16 protein-coding genes are annotated in these 19,578 nt (G+C 50.9%); 12 read left to right on the top strand and 4 right to left on the bottom strand.

What is annotated here, in order from left to right; genetic code table 11:
- Positions 1-75: 75 nt before the first annotated feature.
- From dinG to QU597_RS18385, 10 genes are all read left to right on the top strand, one after another.
- Complete coding sequence (gene dinG, locus QU597_RS18430; protein WP_310829296.1) at positions 76-2,946, top strand: ATP-dependent DNA helicase DinG; 2,871 nt, start codon at positions 76-78, stop codon at positions 2,944-2,946.
- Positions 2,947-3,114: 168 nt separating this feature from the next.
- Positions 3,115-3,768, top strand: a complete 654-nt coding sequence (locus tag QU597_RS18425; RefSeq protein ID WP_236331587.1) for a redox-sensing transcriptional repressor Rex — start codon at positions 3,115-3,117, stop codon at positions 3,766-3,768.
- Complete coding sequence (locus QU597_RS18420) at positions 3,755-5,056, top strand: amidohydrolase (protein WP_310829295.1); 1,302 nt, start codon at positions 3,755-3,757, stop codon at positions 5,054-5,056. Before QU597_RS18425 ends, QU597_RS18420 begins: the two co-directional genes overlap by 14 nt.
- A gap of 36 nt (positions 5,057-5,092) precedes the next feature.
- Positions 5,093-5,611, top strand: coding sequence for a cell wall elongation regulator TseB-like domain-containing protein (locus QU597_RS18415; protein WP_310829294.1), 519 nt, complete (start codon positions 5,093-5,095; stop codon positions 5,609-5,611).
- A 530-nt stretch (positions 5,612-6,141) separates the two neighbouring features.
- A complete protein-coding gene (locus QU597_RS18410; protein WP_310829293.1) occupies positions 6,142-6,684 on the top strand; it encodes a hypothetical protein in 543 nt (180 codons plus the stop codon).
- Entirely contained in the window at positions 6,677-8,179 is a 1,503-nt protein-coding gene (locus QU597_RS18405; RefSeq protein WP_310829292.1) for an AAA family ATPase, read from the top strand. The genes QU597_RS18410 and QU597_RS18405 overlap by 8 nt, the downstream gene beginning before the upstream one ends.
- Before the next feature lie 132 nt (positions 8,180-8,311).
- Complete coding sequence (locus QU597_RS18400; protein ID WP_310829291.1) at positions 8,312-9,184, top strand: 3-hydroxyacyl-CoA dehydrogenase family protein; 873 nt, start codon at positions 8,312-8,314, stop codon at positions 9,182-9,184.
- Positions 9,181-10,389 (top strand): acetate/propionate family kinase, encoded by a 1,209-nt coding sequence (locus QU597_RS18395; protein WP_310829290.1) that lies wholly within the window; start codon positions 9,181-9,183, stop codon positions 10,387-10,389. The genes QU597_RS18400 and QU597_RS18395 overlap by 4 nt, the downstream gene beginning before the upstream one ends.
- A 21-nt stretch (positions 10,390-10,410) precedes the next feature.
- A complete protein-coding gene (gene asnS / locus QU597_RS18390; protein ID WP_206100803.1) occupies positions 10,411-11,706 on the top strand; it encodes an asparagine--tRNA ligase in 1,296 nt (431 codons plus the stop codon).
- Positions 11,707-11,728: 22 nt separating this feature from the next.
- Entirely contained in the window at positions 11,729-12,457 is a 729-nt protein-coding gene (locus QU597_RS18385; RefSeq protein ID WP_310829289.1) for a DnaD domain protein, read from the top strand.
- Positions 12,458-12,648: 191 nt separating this feature from the next.
- Here QU597_RS18385 and proC read toward each other — a convergent pair whose 3' ends face one another.
- The 4 genes from proC to QU597_RS18365 form a co-directional block, all read right to left on the bottom strand.
- Positions 12,649-13,515, bottom strand: coding sequence for a pyrroline-5-carboxylate reductase (gene proC, locus QU597_RS18380; RefSeq protein ID WP_310829288.1), 867 nt, complete (start codon positions 13,513-13,515; stop codon positions 12,649-12,651).
- An 80-nt stretch (positions 13,516-13,595) separates the two neighbouring features.
- Positions 13,596-14,843 (bottom strand): glutamate-5-semialdehyde dehydrogenase, encoded by a 1,248-nt coding sequence (locus QU597_RS18375; RefSeq protein ID WP_310829287.1) that lies wholly within the window; start codon positions 14,841-14,843, stop codon positions 13,596-13,598.
- A 22-nt stretch (positions 14,844-14,865) separates the two neighbouring features.
- Positions 14,866-15,969, bottom strand: a complete 1,104-nt coding sequence (gene proB, locus QU597_RS18370) for a glutamate 5-kinase (RefSeq protein ID WP_310829286.1) — start codon at positions 15,967-15,969, stop codon at positions 14,866-14,868.
- 363 nt (positions 15,970-16,332) lie between these two features.
- Positions 16,333-17,244 carry a LysR family transcriptional regulator gene (locus QU597_RS18365; RefSeq protein WP_310829285.1) on the bottom strand — a complete coding sequence of 304 codons (912 nt, stop codon included), beginning with the start codon at positions 17,242-17,244 and terminating at the stop codon, positions 16,333-16,335.
- A gap of 239 nt (positions 17,245-17,483) precedes the next feature.
- Here QU597_RS18365 and leuC point away from each other — a divergent pair, with 239 nt between their 5' ends.
- Positions 17,484-18,908, top strand: coding sequence for a 3-isopropylmalate dehydratase large subunit (gene leuC / locus QU597_RS18360; RefSeq protein ID WP_310829284.1), 1,425 nt, complete (start codon positions 17,484-17,486; stop codon positions 18,906-18,908).
- Between the two features lie 33 nt (positions 18,909-18,941).
- A complete protein-coding gene (leuD, locus tag QU597_RS18355; RefSeq protein ID WP_310829283.1) occupies positions 18,942-19,544 on the top strand; it encodes a 3-isopropylmalate dehydratase small subunit in 603 nt (200 codons plus the stop codon).
- The last annotated feature ends 34 nt before the right edge of the window (positions 19,545-19,578 follow it).

Below are 19,578 nucleotides of genomic sequence, written 5' to 3'. Positions count from 1 at the left end.
CGGCTTGCATCGCCTTTTTACGTAACTTCTGTTATGCTGATAAGGAGTCTCAAGTGAAAGGGAATAGAACTTATAATGAAATTTGCCGTGCTTGATTTTGAAACTACGGGAACCCAATCCGTGGGTGAGATCATCCAGGTTGGCCTTGCCATTATAGAAGAAGACCGGTCCATCTCCCGGGTGTATGGTTCCTATGTCAAGCCCGGAACGCCGATTCCACCTTTTATTACGGGCTTGACTGGCATAACCGATGAGGATGTAGCGAATGCCCCGGAGCTGGACGAAATGATGATGGAGCTTGTCCCGCTTTTGGATGATGTGGTGCTTGTTGGACATAATGTCGCTTTTGATTTTCATTTTTTACAGAGTGCTTTGGACCGCTGCGGCTATTTGCCGTTTCAGGGAAGAATTCTCGATACGATTGATTTTCTCAAAATTTGCTTTCCGTCACTGACGACCTACCAGCTGGGAGCGGTTAGCTCGCATTTCGGGCTTACTCATGAACGTCCGCATCAGGCGGACAGTGATGCACTGGCAACAGCCCTGGTGCTGCTTCAATGTCTGGAAGAGCTATACAGCCTGCCTCTGCTGACTATCCAGCGGCTGACTGAGCTGTTTGCTGAAGAAGACAGTGATCTCGCCTGGTATTTTGACGGCCTCCTGCGGGAACGGGAAATGGAGACCTTTCAGCCGGAAGGCGAGCTGACCTTTCACCGGCAGCTGGCACTGGCTGTAGGAGACTGGACTGAGCTTGTCCCGCCGAGGGAAGAAGGTGCCAGCAATCCTTTGGAGAATATATCCTTTGAAGACTATATGGCTGAAGTAACCAAACGCCTTAAAGATACTTTGCCGCAATATGAAAGCCGGGAAGCCCAAGAGATTATGATCGGTGAGGTGAAGACCGCTCTTCAGGAGGAGAAGCATCTGCTGATTGAGGCGGGCACCGGTACCGGTAAATCGCTGGGCTACCTTCTGCCGGCAATCTATCAGAGCGTGCGCACTGACCAGAAGGTAATGGTCAGCACCCACACCATCAATCTTCAGGATCAGCTGCGTGAGCGCGACATCCCCCTGCTTACGAGCGTGGTGCCGTTTCCGTTCAAAGCTGCAATCTTTAAGGGAAGAGGGCATTATTTGTGCCTGCGCAAGTTTGAACACAAAATTAATAAAAGAGACTTTGTAAGCCCCAGAGAAGAAGCCCTCACCGCGGCACAAATGATTGTCTGGCTGACCCAGACCCAATCGGGTGATGACGAGGAGCTGAATCTGAACGGCCGTGGCGGCGACTTTTGGGAGACTGTGGCCAGTGATACGGACTCCTGCCTGGGCCGCGCCTGTCCATGGTTCCGCAAATGCTATTACCACAGGGCCAAGCATGAAGCCGGCATTGCGGATGTGGTCATTACCAATCATTCCAAGCTGTTCGCCGATGTGAAGGCCGGACATCAGCTGCTTCCTGCTTATGAACATCTTGTGATTGATGAAGCTCATCATCTGGAGGATGTGGCAGGCAAGCATCTTGGCATGCAGATGAAGTATTTCACGGTAGCCCACACCCTGACGCGGCTGTATAAAGACAGCCGTAACGGACAGCTGCCGGCGCTGCGGCAGACCCTGCAATCCTCCGGCAGCGAAGAGGCTTCCGAGTGGAGCGGTGTGATCGACAGGATCTATCCGGACCTGCTGACGGTTAAGGAAACCTGGGATGCGCTCAGCGACAAGCTGTTTGGTCTCCTGCCTGAACGAAGTGACGCAGCGGCGGGTGAAGCCGGGCAGCTGGTGACACGCCTTCATCCCGGTAAGAAGCCGAAGGATTGGGAAGAGCTGGCAGCATTAGAGAATACGCTGAATTTAAGCCTTAGCGATATTATCCGCAGAGGCGATAAAATGCTCAGCGAGATGCGTGATACAGAAAGCCAGTCCTCCTCGGACAGTCTGGTGACGGATATTGGCGGCTTGTTTAAGGATTTAGCCTCAATCCGTGAACAGATCCGTTTCTTCATGGGTTTAAATGATGAGAATATCGTTTATTGGATGGAGGGTAGCGGCAACTACCGCGGCAAATCACTGCAGCTGTATGCCGTTCCGGTCGATGTCAGTACACAGCTCAAGGATTTGTTCTTCGACAAGAAGAAGAGTATTGTGCTGACATCTGCGACACTTTCCGTGGATAAATCCTTCCAGTTCATGATCGATAATCTTGGGCTTAACGAGGCTGCCGAACAAGACCGTCTGATGACAGCACTGCTGCCTTCGCCGTTCAAATACCGCGAACAGGCGCTGCTTGTTATTCCGCGTGATTTCCCAAGTGTCAAAGGCAGTGTGGGTGATGCCCGCTTTGTGGATAAGCTGGTGCATTCACTGGCGGAAACTGCGGTCGCAACCAAAGGCCGCATGCTTGTGCTGTTCACCTCTTATAAGATGCTGCGTCAGGTCTATGACCCGCTTAAGGAGGCACTGGCATCAGAGGATATTACGGTCCTTGGCCAAGGCGTGGAGGGAGGCAGCCGCAGTAAGCTGATCCGGAGGTTTCAGGACAGTTCGGCTTCGGTGCTGCTCGGGACCAGCAGCTTCTGGGAAGGTGTGGATATCCCCGGAGAGGCACTGACTTGCCTGGCGATCGTCAGACTTCCGTTTCAGCCGCCGAACCATCCGCTTGCGGAGGCGAAGTCCGAGCTGTTACAGGCCCAGAAGAAGAATCCTTTCATGAAGCTGTCTGTTCCGCAGGCGGTTATCCGTTTCAAACAGGGTTTTGGCCGGCTGGTTCGGACGGCTCAGGATCGGGGAATTGTCATTGTATATGATACCAGGGTCATCGAAGCTTATTACGGGAAGTATTTCCTGTATTCTCTTCCGGGTCCCAAAATGGAGCATATGCTGACTGATCAGATGGTTCCGAGAATTGAAGAATGGCTTGAAGGCGGCAATGAGTCCAACATTCAATGACCTCCTTCAGGAACCGGGAATTGCAATTATCTTGTACTGTTTTGTTCTGATCGTTTGATCATAAATGTTCTAATCTCCGCATGCGCGTTCCCGGTTATGCTGCTGGAACGCGCCTTGCGGATTTCATAAGCTGCGCATCAGAGTGATTTTATTTTAGGAGGAGAAAACATGAAATCAGATAAAATATCGGAGGCAGTTGTTCGCAGGCTCCCTGTGTACCTGCGTTTTCTGAACGATCTCCAGAAACGTGAAATCGCCACAGTTTCCTCTCAGGAGCTGGGGCAGAAGCTGGATCTTAACCCGGCGCAGATCCGTAAGGATCTGGCTTATTTCGGTGATTTTGGCAGAAAGGGCATTGGATATGATGTATCCTACCTGATCGAGAAAATCCGCCATATCCTTAAGCTTGACCAGCAAATCAACGTGGCTCTGGTCGGTGCCGGTAACCTCGGTCATGCCTTGTCCAACTATAACGCCTATCTGAAGGATACAATGAAAATTACAGCTGTATTTGATTCTTATGCGCCTAAAGTGGGACAGAAGATCAACTCCCTGACTGTTCAGCCAATGGAAGAGCTGGGCCAGACGATTCGTGAGCAGGGTATCCGGATTGGCATTATCACCGTTCCGGACAGCGAAGCGCAGAATGTAGCTGATATTCTGGTGGAATCGGGGATCGAAGCTATCCTGAATTTTGCACCGGTAATTTTAAAGACCCCGCCAACGATTCGCATTCATGCAGCGGATTTTACAACCGACCTCCAGAGTCTGGCATATTATTTGCATGATGGAAAGGAAGAACATACGGATGAGCAGCAATAAGACAGTAATCGAAAATGGACGCTTCCTCGTACCTGGTTCGGTGCAACCCGTCCTGAACGGTTATATGACTATAGAAAATGACCTGATCACATACATAGGGGAAGACAAACCCGCCTTTGAAGAGGGTGTCCTGACCGTTGACGGCAGCCGCCTGCTGTTTATGCCGGGTCTGATCAATACTCATGGCCATGCGGCGATGTCGCTTCTGCGCGGCTATGGTGATGATATGGTGCTTCAGAGCTGGCTGCAGGAAAAAATGTGGCCGATGGAAGCGAAATTCACCGGAGATGATGTATACTGGGGGACTGCCTTGTCTGTTCTCGAGATGCTGAAGGGCGGCACAACGACCTTCCTGGATATGTACGATCATATGGACCGTGTTGCAGAGGTAACAGAGCAGTCGGGCATCCGTGCGGTGCTGATGCGCGGCGCGATCGGTCTATGTCCGGAGGATGTGCAGAACCAGAAGCTTGCCGAAGCCGTAGAGTTCGCCCGGAACTGGCACGGCAAGGCAGACGGCCGGATTACGGCAATGCTCTCGCCCCACGCTCCGTACACCTGTCCGCCGGAATTTTTCATGAAATTTGTGCAGGCAGCCCATGATCTGGATTTGCCGATGCATACGCATATGTCCGAAACGCGCCATGAGGTGGAGCAGAACGTAGCCGATTACGGCCTGCGCCCTGTGGCCCATCTGGAGAAGCTCGGTATGTTCACCAGACCATCCCTGATTGCCCATGGTGTACACTTGAATGATGAAGAAATTGAGATTCTGGCCCGTTATAAGGTTGGCGTATCCCATAATCCGGGCAGTAACCTGAAGCTCGCAAGCGGAGTTGCCCGTGTGCCTGAATTGCTGAGAGCCGGAGTGAAGGTCTCGCTCGGAACTGACGGAGCAGCTAGCAACAACAACCTGGATATGTTCGAGGAAATGCGGCTTGCAGCGCTGATCCATAAGGGCGTAAGCGGAGATCCTACTGCAGTACCGGCACCGGAAGCACTGCTGATGGCGACAGAATATGGCGCTGCCTCGATCTATCTGAACAATGTCGGGCGTCTTGCCACAGGCATGAAGGCAGATTTTATCGCTATTGATATTGACCAGCCTCATTTGCTGCCGCACTCTGACCTGCTCTCCCATGCCGTATATTCGGCAAGTGCCAAGGATGTAGAGCATGTCTGGATTAACGGCCAGCAGGTTGTAAAGCACGGTAAATGCCTGACGCTGGATGAGGAAGAAATCCGCCGTAAGGCGCAGGAAACCTTCGAGAGCCTGCTCAAACGGTAATTTGAGGTTGTTATTTTAAGGAAAGGGAGCTGCACTTTGAGGAAAAGGAAAAAATGGCTTCCGCTGGGGATTGGCGTGGTGCTGCTCCTTTTGTTCGGACTCGGGCAGTTCTATGCCTATATCATGAAGGACCAGTGGAATGAACGGAATGCAGCCAAGGAAGTTGCTAAGTCCCGTGCCGGACTGACGGAGATCACAAAAGCGCAGAAATCGGTCTGGGATGAAAACTCGGTCTACTGGGTGCTAACGGGAAAAAACAGTGCCGGGACGAAGCTTATGGTCTGGGTCCGTTTTACACTTGACGGTAAGCCGGCTGGAGGCGCCAACGATATCTATGCGGAGGAGCTGTCAAAAGGGACCTCGGAGCAGGAAATCCGCGCTATTATAGCCGCTCAGCTACCGGGTGCAGCAATTAAGAGGCTCCTTCCGGGTGTGTTTAACGGTGAATACGCCTGGCAGGTCTTTTACAAGCTGGACAACAGGTATTATTACCAGTTTTACCGGTTCGCGGATGGTACGGCGATCGGCGAGGGCTACAGTTTGCCAAGCAAATAAGACAGCATAAGAGGAACGAGCGGCGGGTGGACAGGCAACTGTTTACCTGCTGTTTTCTTTTCTGATAAAGTTGTATTGATGATGCTTGATATAGAAAATGATATATATGATTGATATATAAGTACCAGTAATACATATCTTAGTTTTGCGGAGTATAGCGAAGCATCCTGCGATGATGAGGTTACAGTACAGAATGCCGGGACTTCCCCGTTTATATGACTAGTAAAATTAATATCTTGCTTAAATAATATTAACGCGAATTTGCAAATGATCGGCAAAAAGACCTGAATGAACTAATCATTCAGGTCTTTTTTGTCGATAAAGGGGCAAAGAGCAATAAAACACCCAGAAATTAGTATCGAAAATTTTAAATATATTCACAATTTTATTCGGATTCGTATATACACATATGATATACTACTATTTGTATTAAGACATGCCGAAGAGCATGTCAGAATCGGAAACCTGTTTGACACGCTATCTATTGCATTCATATAGTTATAGCCCCAAATCTGAGAGGAGGACGTTTCTTGAAATTACGTCTTGTGCCTGTGCTTTTAACGTCTTTGTTGTCTGCTGCGCTGCTCTTTGGCGGATGGTATTCCTATCGCCAGTTCGCTGTGCAGGAGCCGCTCCAAAAGATTGTATCATCCTACGAAGGAGTCAACGATTCACATATTACTATTAACCGTAACGAGGTCACTTTGAAACTGGATCTCGCACCCGGCACGAAATTGCGTGAGCTGGTGCAGTATGTGAACACAGAGGGCAGTTCCGCTATTGACGGACGCACCCTGAAGATTGATGTGAATCAGCACTCCAGCGCCCTGCTTGACGAATATTGGGACAAGGCGATGTTCTCTGTCGCTGAAGCGATGGAGAGCCGTAAATATACACTTATCCCTGCCAAGCTGGATGGACTTATCGCGGAATATTCGCAATATAAAGATGTAACTGCAACGACAGAAATTGATGACAGCAACGTATATGTAAGCCTTACTAACGGTAAAGAGAGCAAATTTATTATTTTACCCCGGGTTCCAGGAGCGATAGGAGTGTGGAACAATGCCTAAGTATTGGAAAGAAGTTCTGACCGGATTTGTTCCGGTGCTGCTGATTTTTATGGCGTTTGTCGGTATCAATATTTTTCCGGTGATTATTGCCGCCGGCATGATCGGCGCACTGCTGCTCATTGCCCACCTGCGCGGAGGATTGACCGTAAATGCGGGCGGGGATAAGAAGCGTAAGAAGAGCGGTCCTTCCAAGCTTACCTTTGAAGAAATCGGCGGACAGGACAATGCGAAGCAGGAGCTGCGCGAAGCATTGGATTTTCTGATCCGGCATGAGGAAATCAGCAAGTTCGGGATTCGCCCGTTGAAGGGTATCCTGCTTACCGGCCCTCCGGGAACAGGGAAGACGCTGATGGCCAAAGCGGCGGCGCATTACACTAATTCCGTGTTTGTAGCGGCATCCGGCAGTGAGTTTGTAGAAATGTACGTGGGTGTCGGAGCCGGACGTATCCGTGATTTATTTAAGGATGCCCGCAACCGCGCCTTAAAAGAAAACAAGCAAAGCGCAATTATTTTTATCGATGAAATTGATGTAATCGGCGGTAAGCGTGAAGGCGGCCAGCAGCGCGAGTATGATCAGACGCTGAACCAGCTGCTGACTGAAATGGACGGGATCTACAACAACGACACCCCGCGCATCCTGCTGGTTGCTGCGACGAACCGTAAGGAAATGCTTGACTCCGCCCTGCTCCGTCCGGGCCGGTTTGACCGTCATATCCAGGTCGATATGCCTGACAAGAAGGGGCGCAGATCGATTCTCGATCTGCATGCCAAGAATAAGCCGCTGCACGCGGATGTGAATCTGGACAAGGTAGCAGAGGAAGCCTACGGGTTCTCCGGTGCCCAGCTGGAAAGTGTAATGAACGAGGCTGCGATTTACATGATGCGTGAGAACCTCACAGAGGTGGAACAGCGGCATCTCTCGCTGGCCATCGACAAGGTGATGATGGGCGAAAAGACAGACCGTGAGACGAACCAGGAAGAAAAGCAGCGGGTGGCGATCCACGAGCTTGGCCATGCAATTATGGCAGAGCTGCTGCGTCCGGGAAGTGTAAGCCAGGTTACCCTGACTCCGCGCGGACAGGCTTTGGGGTATGTACGACATAATCCGCAGACTGAGCAATACCTCTACACCAAGGATTATCTGGAGCATCAGATTATGATTGCCCTTGGAGGGGCAGCTTCGGAGGAGATGTATTACGGCGGAAGAAGCACCGGCTCACGCGGCGATTTTGACCAGGCGCTGAATATTGTGGAGACGATGATGAAATCCGGACTTACCTCGCTTGGTATTGCTAATCTGGAAATGGTTACCACAGAAGAATTAATGAAGGAAAATAGTAAAATATTAGATGAGCTTATGATTCGCACCCGAGACCTGCTGGAGAAACAGCGGAATGTGTTTGACTACTCTTTGGATATATTAATGAAGGAGGAAGTCCTCTCCGGAGAGCAATTTCGTTGTCAATTTCGTGACAGTGTGAGATTACCGGCATAATTATTTATGCCGGTTATTTTTTTTTACTTTTCAGACATGCTAAGATATTATTATATGTCGGGCTACATATTTTTTACGACAGACAAGGTACAATACAAAAGTATAGATACCTGAAAGGATGGAGACTTTTACATGAATTTTAAAAAAATCGGCGTCATCGGCGGTGGAACCATGGGTCAAGGGATTGCTGAAATGCTGGCAGCCAAGGGCCTGGATGTTATGCTGGTGGAGAAAACTGCAGAAAGACTGGATTACTCTTACGGAATGATCGAGACAAGTCTCGACAAACAGTTGGAGAAATGGGCAATTACCCAGGCTGAGAAGAAACTGATTCTGAGCCGTATTCAAAAAGTGACACATTTCGCGGAGCTCAGCTCGTGTGATATGGTCATTGAGACCATTACCGAGGACCTGGAAGCGAAGCAAAAAGTATTTAATCAGCTGGATGCAGTGTGTCCGAGCAACATTATTCTGGCCAGCAACACGTCGACACTCAGCTTGACAGAGCTTGCCAGCTCTACAATGTATCCGGAACGCGTAATCGGCATGCACTTTATACATCCTGTAGGTAAGGTGGACCTTGTTGAAATCGTGCGCGGTCTGAAAACTTCCGACAGCACTTTTGAAGATACCAAAGCCTTTGTTGATGAAATCGTTGATAAAAAAGGCGTAATGATATACGAATCCCCAGGATTTGTATCCTCACGCCTCATTTGCTTGTTCATTAACGAAGCTATGCATGTGCTTCAAGAAGGTGTTGCTTCTCCTGAAGATATCGATGATGCAATGCGAATTGGTTACCAATTCCAGCATGGACCGCTTGAAATGGCTGACCGTTTCGGATTGGATTCCGTGCTTGCCGCACTTGAAAACATGTTCCGTGAATACGGTGAACTGAAGTACCGTCCATCGACTATTCTGAAGAAGATGGTACGTGCAGGACAATTGGGTGCAAAATCGGGCGAAGGCTTCTTCAAGTATGACAAGGATGGTGACCGGATATGAACGTTTTAGTAATCAACTCGGGTAGTTCTTCTTTAAAATATCAGCTGTACAATATGACGGATGAATCCGTTCTGGCAAAAGGTCTGGTAGAACGTATCGGGATGGATTCATCCATTCTGACCCACAAACCGACCGGTAAACCGGATGTGACGGAAGTTAGTGAAATCCTGGAGCATAATACGGCGATCCGCAAAGTACTGGCGTGTCTGACCGACAGTGAGCATGGTGTAATTGGCTCCATTGATGAAATCAATGCTGTGGGCCACCGTGTTGTACACGGGGGAGAATTTTTCAAGGAATCCTCACTGGTGGACGGCGATGCCAAATCGAAGATCCGCCAGCTGTTTGACCTTGCACCGCTGCACAATCCTGCTGCAGTAATGGGGATCACAGCTACTGAAAACAATATGCCGGGTGTTCCGCAGGCTGTTATTTTCGATACTGCGTTCCACCAGACTATGCCTGAAAAAGCTTATATGTACGCAATTCCTAGAGTGCTGTACAACAAATACAAAGTCCGCCGCTACGGCGCACACGGCACATCCCATGATTTCGTCAGCAAAGCTGCAGCCGAATATCTGGACCGTCCGCTCGAGGACTTGAAGATCATTACCTGTCATATCGGTAACGGCGCAAGCGTAACTGCGGTTCAAGGCGGAGTATCTATCGATACCTCAATGGGGATGACCCCGCTTGAAGGTCTGATGATGGGTACACGCAGTGGTGACCTTGATCCCGCTATCGTTCCTTATGTGATGAACAAGGAAGAGCTGTCCGTTGGCGAAGTGAACTCCATGCTTAATAAGCACAGCGGTCTCTTGGCTATTTCCGGTGTGAGCAGCGACATGCGTGATATTATCGATGGTGCGGAGAAGGGCGAGCCTAACTCCACGCTTGCTTTTGAAATGTACGAATACCGCCTGCGCAAATATATCGGTTCTTATGCAGCCGCTATGAACGGTGTGGACGTCATCGTCTTTACAGCAGGTGTCGGCGAGAATGCATCGCTGCTGCGCGAAAGAGTACTGAATAATCTTACCTTCCTTGGCATTGAGCTTGATGCTGAGGCCAACAAGGTTCGTTCCGGCGATCCGCGCCGCATCTCTACAGCTGATTCCAAGGTACAGGTGCTTGTGGTTCCGACAAACGAAGAGCTTGTCATTGCACGCGATACCTATCGCCTTGTGCAAGGAATTAACGGCTAAATTAGAGGAGAGATCTTAGGCATGGCTAACAAGAGTGTAATCAAGAATGTGAATGAGCATGTCGGAGAGAGTGTTGTTATCGGCTGTTGGGTTAACAACAAACGCTCCAGCGGTAAAATTCAATTCCTGCAGCTTCGGGATGGTACAGGCTATATCCAGGGTGTTGTGGTGAAATCGGAAGTGCCTGAGCAGGTCTGGGATGATGCGAAAAGCCTCACCCAAGAAAGCTCATTGTATGTGACCGGCATTATCCGTGAGGAACCGCGCAGCCAATCCGGGTATGAAATGACTGTTACCGGAATAGAAGTGTTGCATCTCACCGAAAATTATCCGATTACCCCGAAGGAGCATGGCGTGGACTTCCTGATGGATCACCGTCATCTCTGGCTGCGTTCCGCGAAGCAGCGTGCGGTACTCGTTATCCGTGCGGAGATCATCCGTGCGATTCAGCAGTTCTTCAATCAGAATGACTTTACGAAGGTGGATCCGCCGATCCTGACACCAACCTCGGCTGAAGGAACCACGAATCTGTTCCACACGAAGTATTTTGATGAGGACGCCTACCTGACACAGAGCGGCCAGCTGTACATGGAAGCTGCTGCGATGGCACTGGGCAAGGTGTATTCTTTCGGTCCGACTTTCCGTGCGGAAAAATCGAAGACCCGCCGTCACTTAATTGAGTTCTGGATGATCGAGCCTGAAATGGCCTTCACGGATCACGAAGAAAGTCTCAAGGTGCAGGAAGACTTCATCAGCTTTATCGTGCAATCCGTATTAACCAACTGCCGCGCTGAGCTTGAAGCGGTAGGCCGTGATATCTCCAAACTGGAGAACATCAAAGCGCCGTTCCCGCGGATTACGTATGATGATGCGATTAAGTTCCTGAATGAGAATGGCCATGAGATTGCCTGGGGCGATGATTTCGGCGCACCGCATGAAACTGCAATTGCGGAGGCCAATGATAAACCAGTGTTCATTACGCATTATCCGGCTTCCTTCAAGGCATTCTATATGAAGCCGCATCCTGAGCGCCCAGAGGTTGTACTCTGCGCAGACATGATCGCACCTGAGGGTTATGGTGAGATTATTGGCGGTTCGCAGCGTATCGACGATCCTGCGCTGCTGGAGCAACGTTTCAAAGAGCATAATCTATCAATGGATACCTATAAATGGTACATGGATTTGCGGACCTACGGTTCTGTGCCTCACTCCGGCTTCGGCCTTGGACTTGAGCGTACGGTAGCCTGGATTTGCGGCCTGGATCATGTGCGTGAAACGATACCGTTCCCGCGTACCTTGTACCGTCTCTACCCGTAAATAACGCAAAGGGGGCTGGAGTATGGACGGCAAAGGATGGAATACCTGGGGTGAAGGCGCAGCTTTCGGTCTTCAGAACGGGATGGCCGTCATTCCTTATGCACTCTTAAAATATTACCGGAAGCTGAATCTTAGCGGCAGCGAAGCGATGCTGCTTATCCACCTGCTGTCTTTCCGGCAGGTGGAAGGCATCGAATTCCCGTCGCTGGAGGAACTGCAAAATGTGACCGGACGGAGCATATCCGTAATCGCCGGGGAGCTGCAGAAGCTGATGAAGGAAGGTTTCATCAGCATCGACGGAGATAATGACGAGCTGAGAGATATTCATTATGAGCAGTACAATTTCTCGGGATTGTACAGCAAGCTTGGTGCTTATCTTGCGGAGGCTGCACAGGAAGCTGCTCAAGGCAAGACTGCGGGTCATGCGCAGACAAGCAGGACAGCTGGGCGATATGCCGGAAATCCGGCTGCAGCAGCGCCCGGAGAAGCCGAGGAGAGCCGCAACCTGTTCAGTATTTTTGAGAAGGAATTTGGCCGTCCGCTGTCGCCGATGGAATGTGAGACGATATCCGGCTGGGTAGATCAGGACCGTTATCCGGAGGAGCTCATCCTGCTTGCGCTCAAAGAATCCGTATTTGCTGGGAAGGTGCACTTCCGCTACATTGACCGGATTTTGCTCGAATGGGCACGCAACCGGGTAAAGAATGCCCAGGATGTGAAGAACTACTCACAGAACTTCCGCGGAAGATAAGAATTGATGATATGCAATAACCCTATTGCCTTGGGTTGATCCAAGTGCAATAGGGTTATTTTTTACGGTGGAGGATTAATAACCAGACTGTATGTTTATGTGATTCGGATTGAATAGGATACACAATAAAAAACCCGCAGGCGCATCCTTAATGAGGAGCACCTGCGGGTTTTACATAATAAAGGGCAAGATTAGAGTAGTTCTTTCTCAACGGCTGCGCCCATTTCACGGGAGCGTTCGGCGCAGCTGTTCACCGCTGCAATAACCGTCTCGAAGAAATCACCTTTTTCAAGGGTTTCAATCGCGGCTTGTGTTGCACCGTTTGGAGATGTAACCTTTTTCCGCAAGGCAGCCGGTTCTTCACCTGTCTGCTGTACCATACGGGCTGCCCCCAGTACGCTCTGCACGGTTAGCTCTGCGCTCTGCTCCGGTGTCAGTCCGCCCCGGATACCCGCGGCGGTCATCGCTTCCATCATGTAGTAGATGTAAGCTGGTCCGCTGCCGGAGATCCCGGTCAGGATTTCCATCCGTTCTTCTTCAATCACGGAAGTGATGCCGACGGATTCAAAGATATTGAGCGCCAGGCGGCGGCCGGAGTCGTCAACTTCCTTGGAGAAGGCAATGCCGGTCGCTCCAAGTCCGATCGTACTGGAGGTGTTGGGCATCGTGCGCACCACAGGCTGTGTTGTGCCGAGCAGGGCTTGAATCGTACGGATCGTCAGGCCTGCAATAACAGAGACAATGAGCTGTCCGGGTGAGAGCAGCGGAGCGAGTCCGCGAAGCGCCTCAGCGGCATCCTTTGGTTTCATCGCCAGGACAATCACATTAGCATTTGCCAGAATTTCAGCTTTCTGTTCGGAATCATTGCTGCCCCTTACGCCGTAACGGCTTCGCAGCTCAGCCAGCCGTTCGCTGCTGCTGCGGTTGAGCATCGTGATATTGTCCGAAGCAATTACGCTGCGGGCTATCATACCCCGTACAATTGCTTCGGCCATCGACCCGGCGCCATAGAAGACGATTTTATCATTAATAAGTGGAATAGTCGGTTGCTGACACATGCAATAAGTTCCCCCTAAATGTATTGTTCAGCATACTGCCGCCGATAAACATCGGCAAATTTACTGCGGAAGTATGCCTGTTATCCCCGAATCTGACCGTTGCCGCGGATTTTATATTTGCACGAGGTGAGTGCGGGCAGACCCATCGGGCCGCGGGCATGCAGCTTTTGGGTGCTGATTCCGATTTCGGCGCCGAAGCCGAATTCAAAGCCGTCCGTGAAACGTGTAGAGGCATTATGATAAACGGCAGCAGCGTCTACTTCCTGCAAGAAACGTGCAGCATGTTCAGCATTTTCAGTTACGATGCATTCGGAATGTTTGGTGCTGAATTCGGCAATATGGCGTAAGGCTTCATCCAGTCCGCCGACAATCCGGATATTTAGAATATAGTCATTATACTCGGTTGCATAATCCTCTGCGGTTACCGGCACTGCCCAGGGAATCAGAGCAACAGTTTCTGGACAGCCGCGCAATTCTACATTTGCCTTGCGGAAGGCTTCGGCAAGCGAAAACATATGTTCAGCGGCATAGTCGCGGTGGACAAGCAGCGTTTCCATTGAATTACATACAGACGGACGCTGGGCTTTGGCGTTAAGGCTGATCCGTTCAGCCATTACCGGGTCACTGTCTGCATCCAGATAAGTATGGCATATGCCTGCTCCTGTTTCAATCACCGGAACGGTAGCATTGAGGACAACATTCTGAATCAGAGAGCTGCCCCCGCGCGGGATAATGACATCGAGGAGGCCATTCAGCTTGAGCATCTCATCCACAGAGGAACGGTTTGGATCTTCAATCAGTTGCAGGGCTGCGGCAGGGATTGACGTTTCAGCCAGAGCATTATGCAGGACTTCGACAATTTTTCGGTTGGACGAAAGGGCGGAAGAGCCGCCGCGCAGGACCACGGCATTCCCGGTCTTGAGGCACAGCCCGGCTGCATCTACTGTTACATTAGGGCGAGCTTCATAGATGATGCCGATAACACCAAGCGGGACGCGGATTTTCTCGATCGATAGACCGTTCGGACGTTCAATCGTTTCGAGGGTGTCGCCGATAGGGTCAGGTAAGACAGCGATTTGCTGCAATCCCTCCGAAATTGCGTCTATCCGGCTGACATCCAGTGCCAGACGGTCAAGCATCGATTCCGGAGTGCCGGCGAGACGCCCGCGTTCCAGGTCTTCCAGATTGGCGGCAATAATAGCGGAGGCTTCGCGCCGCAATGCTGCAGCCATGACAAGCAGTGCTTCATTTTTCTGGCCAGTGGTTAGGCTTGCAAGTATCCCTGTGGTCTCTTTCGCCAATGAGGCTTTAGTAACGACTTCACTCATATCTTTCCCTCCTGTAAATTGTTTATCGTAGCGTAATCCATTCATCGCGGTGAATCACCTCGAGACGGTGGACTTCACCGAGCTTCGGGACGATCTCGCGGCTGGGCAGACCCTGAATGCTGCGCAGCTGGGTGTCATCATAGTTTACGATGCCCCGGCCAAGCAAGGTAGCATCGGGACCGAGTACTTCAACCACATCTCCGGAATGAAAGCTGCCTTCGATCCGTCTAACACCGACCGGTAGGAGGCTATGGCCGCCGTGGAGCAGCGCTTCAACGGCTCCTTCATCCACATATAAAGAGCCGAGCGGAGTCGACATGAAACCGAGCCACTGCTTTTTGACGGGCAATGAGGAGAGAGTGGTATCAAAATACGTCCCTTTTCCCGTTCCTGCTGCAGCCAGCCGTAAATCTCCGGGTTCAGTGGCTCTGCCGATAAACACGGGCACTCCGCCTCTGGTGGCGATTTTGGCAGCATCAATTTTGGAGCGCATGCCGCCAGTTCCCACGCTGGAGCCAGCTCCGCCTGCGAAGGCATAGATTTCAGGAGTGATCTCCTTCACGTGACTGTAGCGGACGGCATCGGGATTCTTGCGGGGATCGCCGCTATATAATCCGTCCATGTCCGTAAGCACCAGGAGCCGGGAGGCTTTCAGGAGGTTCGCGACCAGCGCCGACAACGTATCATTGTCCCCGAACTTCAGCTCATCGACCGATACAGTGTCGTTCTCATTGAATACGGGAACAGCGCCTTGCCGGAGCAGCTCCTCGACCGTCATCATAGCGTTGTTCATCGCCCGCCGGCTGCAGAAGTCGGTGCGGGTCAGCAGAATCTGGGCGGTCGGCAGGCCATGCTGTCCGAAAGCCTCCTGATAGGCCTGCATCAGCATAACCTGTCCGACTGCGGCTGCGGCCTGCTTCTCGTGCAGGAGCTTCGGACGGGACGGATAGCCGATACCACGGAAGCCGGCGGCTACCGCTCCGGAGGTTACCAGCAGCACCTCACAGCCATCCTTCTTTAGTGCAGCAATCTCTGCGGCGAAGAAGGCCACTGCCTCGCGGTTTAATCCGCCTTCAGGGCCGGTGAGCGAACTGCTGCCTATTTTGACTACTATACGTGTCGTCAATTGTCTTCACTTCCCTTTCAGAATAAAAAACATAAACCTGAAAACGACAAAAAGCCCCCATCCTAAGACTTAGCAAAGGACGAAAGCTTGATTAACTTCCGCGGTACCACCTTCATTGATGAGGGATCATCCGACTTCATTCTCATAACGGGAGTTTCCGTCCTGCAGAAGGCAGGCCGCTCGGGGGTAGGATTCAGAAATAACAACCGTGGTAAATTCTCTCAGCCTTCCGGAATTTACTCTCTGCTCACGGATAGAGACATTTCTTACTGGTCCCGTCTGCACGTTTCACTATTTGACATTTAGAATACCATGGCAGTGTGTCGTTTGCAAAGGGTGTATACTGGAATATTTTTGGGCTCGTTACACGTCCGTCAGGCCGGCTACGGTTGTTTTGAAGGTTTCAATAAAAACCTCAGCGGCCTTGGACAAATAGCGGCCTCGGCGGTAGGCGATAACCAGTGTACGGCTGGGTACAGGCTCGGCCAGCGGCAAGTAGACAGGCACGAATTCACTGCGCGGTGCACGGGCGATGAAATGGGGGACGAGTGTAACTCCCATCCCTGTGGCGACGAGCGACTGCACTGTCTCCATATTGTTACTCTCGAAGACGATCCGCGGTTCGAACCCGGCTTCACGGCATAGCTCTACCGTCATTTTGCGGAAGCCCTGCCCTTCTTTCAGCACGATAAACGGCTCGTCCTTCAGTTCTTCCAGAGCTGTCCGGATCCCTTGGGCACTGCGGGATGCCAGCGGGTGTTCTGGCGGTACCGCCAGGTCGATCCGTTCCTCTCCAAGCACTTCATAGGCCAGCGTTGGAATCTCCAGGGGGAGGGAGAGCAGGCTTAAATCCGTCTGGCCGCTGGCAGTAAGCTTTTCAAGATTCATAGAAGAGTCCTCAAGCAGTGAAATCTCAAGCTCCGCATATTTCCGTTTGAACACAGGCAGTACATGGGGCAGCAGATGTGCTCCGGTAATCGGCATGCTTCCGACCACAACACGGCCGGTGCGCAGCTGTGAAATATCAGACATTTCCTGGCGCAGCAGCTCTACAGCACCGATTATTGCTTCAGCCTGCTCAACAAATTTCTCTCCGGCGTGGGTCAGCTCTACTGAGCTGGTATTGCGCTGAAACAGCATAACGCCAAGCTCCTTCTCCAGCTTGGACAGCTGCTGGCTGAGTGACGGCTGGGCTACATGCAGCTTGTCCGCAGCACGTGAGAAATTCCGCTCCGCTGCAATTTGCAGCGCATACTGCAATTGTCTAAGTTCCATATTTTACTCCTCGATTGATATAGATTACTTATAAGTATAGCCTATAGAAACCTGTTTTAATATAGTCTACTATGTAACATCTGCTCTTTCATATTAAGAGTTGGCTTATAGGTTAAACCTATTGCTTTTATAGAAATCATATCTTGGAATTATAAACAACACGATGTTATATTTAGATCATTCAAGAGAGACTCCACGCTCTCTTCCAAATGAACGATTCTACTATATGAGGTGAAACCATGGGCAACAAGACAATGTTTGAGAAAATTTGGGATAATCACGTAATTCATCAAGAGGAAGGCAAACCTAGCATCATCTATATTGACCTGCATTTGGTGCATGAGGTTACTTCTCCGCAGGCTTTTGAAGGGCTCCGCTTAAGCGGCCGCAAGGTCCGCCGCCCGGAGCTGACCTTTGCAACGATGGACCACAATGTTCCAACTAAGGACCGTTTCAATATTACGGACCCGATCTCCAAGCAGCAGATTGACACATTGTCGCAGAACTGCCGCGATTTCGGAGTCAGACTGTTTGACCTGAACGATATCGACCAGGGTGTCGTACACGTTATGGGACCGGAAATCGGCTTGACCCATCCCGGCAAAACGATTGTCTGCGGCGACAGCCATACCTCCACACACGGGGCATTCGGCGCACTGGCCTTCGGCATTGGAACAAGTGAAGTTGAGCATGTACTGGCTACCCAGTGTCTGCAGCAGTCCAAAGCCAAAACAATGGAAGTCCGCTTTACCGGCAAACGCAACAAGGGAGTAACTGCCAAGGATATGATTCTCGGCGTCATTGCTAAATACGGTACTGATTTTGCTACCGGTTATGTTATTGAATATACCGGCGAAGCGATTCGTGAGCTGTCGATGGAAGAGCGGATGACCGTCTGCAACATGTCGATTGAAGGCGGAGCGAGAGCTGGCCTGATTGCACCGGATGAGACAACTTTTGAATATCTGCGCGGACGTGAGTATGTGCCGCAAGGCGAAGCCTACGATGCTGCTGTTGCTTCTTGGAGAAGTCTGGTTAGTGATGAAGGTGCCCAGTACGATACTGTTGTAGAATTCGACGTGGAAACACTGATTCCGCAGGTAACCTGGGGTACTAGTCCGGGTATGGGTACGGACATCACTTCGAGTGTGCCTAACCCTGCAGATTTCACCACCGAAAATGAACGTAAAGCTGCTGAAAAAGCACTTGAATATATGGATTTGGCACCAGGTACGCCGATCTCTGAAATCGGCATCGATTATGTCTTTATCGGCTCCTGCACCAACGGACGGATCGAAGACCTGCGGGCTGCCGCTCAGGTGGCAAGAGGCCACAAGGTGTCTGATAAAGTTACGGCAATTGTTGTTCCCGGCTCCGGGCGTGTGAAGATGCAGGCGGAGAAAGAAGGCCTCGACAAAATATTCACCGAAGCGGGCTTCGAATGGCGTGAAGCAGGCTGCAGTATGTGTCTGGCGATGAACCCTGATGTTCTGCAGCCTGGACAGCGCTGCGCTTCGACGTCGAACCGCAACTTTGAAGGACGCCAGGGACGCGGCGGACGTACGCACCTTGTTTCTCCGGCGATGGCGGCTGCGGCGGCAATCAAAGGACGGTTCACTGACGTACGTGACTGGAATTATAAGACGGAAGCCGTCAACGCATAGAAACTTTGAGAGAGAGCGGGAGGAAATAACAATATGGAAGCTTTCAAAAAATTAACGGGAATCGTTGCCCCGGTCGACCGGGTAAATGTGGATACAGATGCTATTATTCCAAAACAGTTTTTGAAACGGATTGAACGGACCGGGTTCGGACAATTTCTGTTCTATGAATGGCGTTTTGACGAAGCCGGCAATGACAATGACGCTTTTGAAATGAACAAACCGCGTTATCAGGGGGCATCCGTACTGATCTCGCGGGCTAACTTTGGCTGCGGGTCATCCCGGGAGCATGCGCCATGGGCAATTATGGACTATGGCTTCAGAGTGGTGATTGCACCATCCTATGCCGATATTTTTTATAACAACTGCTTTAAGAACGGCATCCTGCCGATCAAACTGTCGGAGTCACAGGTGGATGAGCTGTTCAACCGTACTGCTGAGCATGAAGGGTACAGCCTGACAGTGGATCTGGAGAACAATAAACTCAGTGATGAGTATGGACTTACCATCAGCTTTGAGCTGGATGAGCACCGCCGCCAGTTCCTGCTGCAGGGGCTTGATGATATCGGCCTGACACTGAAGCATGCGGATGAAATCGCAGCTTATGAAGAGCGTCATGCGGCGAAGCTGTTCTCTTAATTAAGACACAGATATCCGCAAACTTTACAAATTT

Origin of the sequence: Paenibacillus pedocola (assembly GCF_031599675.1) — a bacterium.
Taxonomy (GTDB): Bacteria; Bacillota; Bacilli; order Paenibacillales; family Paenibacillaceae; genus Paenibacillus_AQ; species Paenibacillus_AQ pedocola.
The sequence above is the reverse complement of the archived record's forward strand: the minus strand, read 5'-3'. Positions and strand labels throughout refer to the sequence as shown.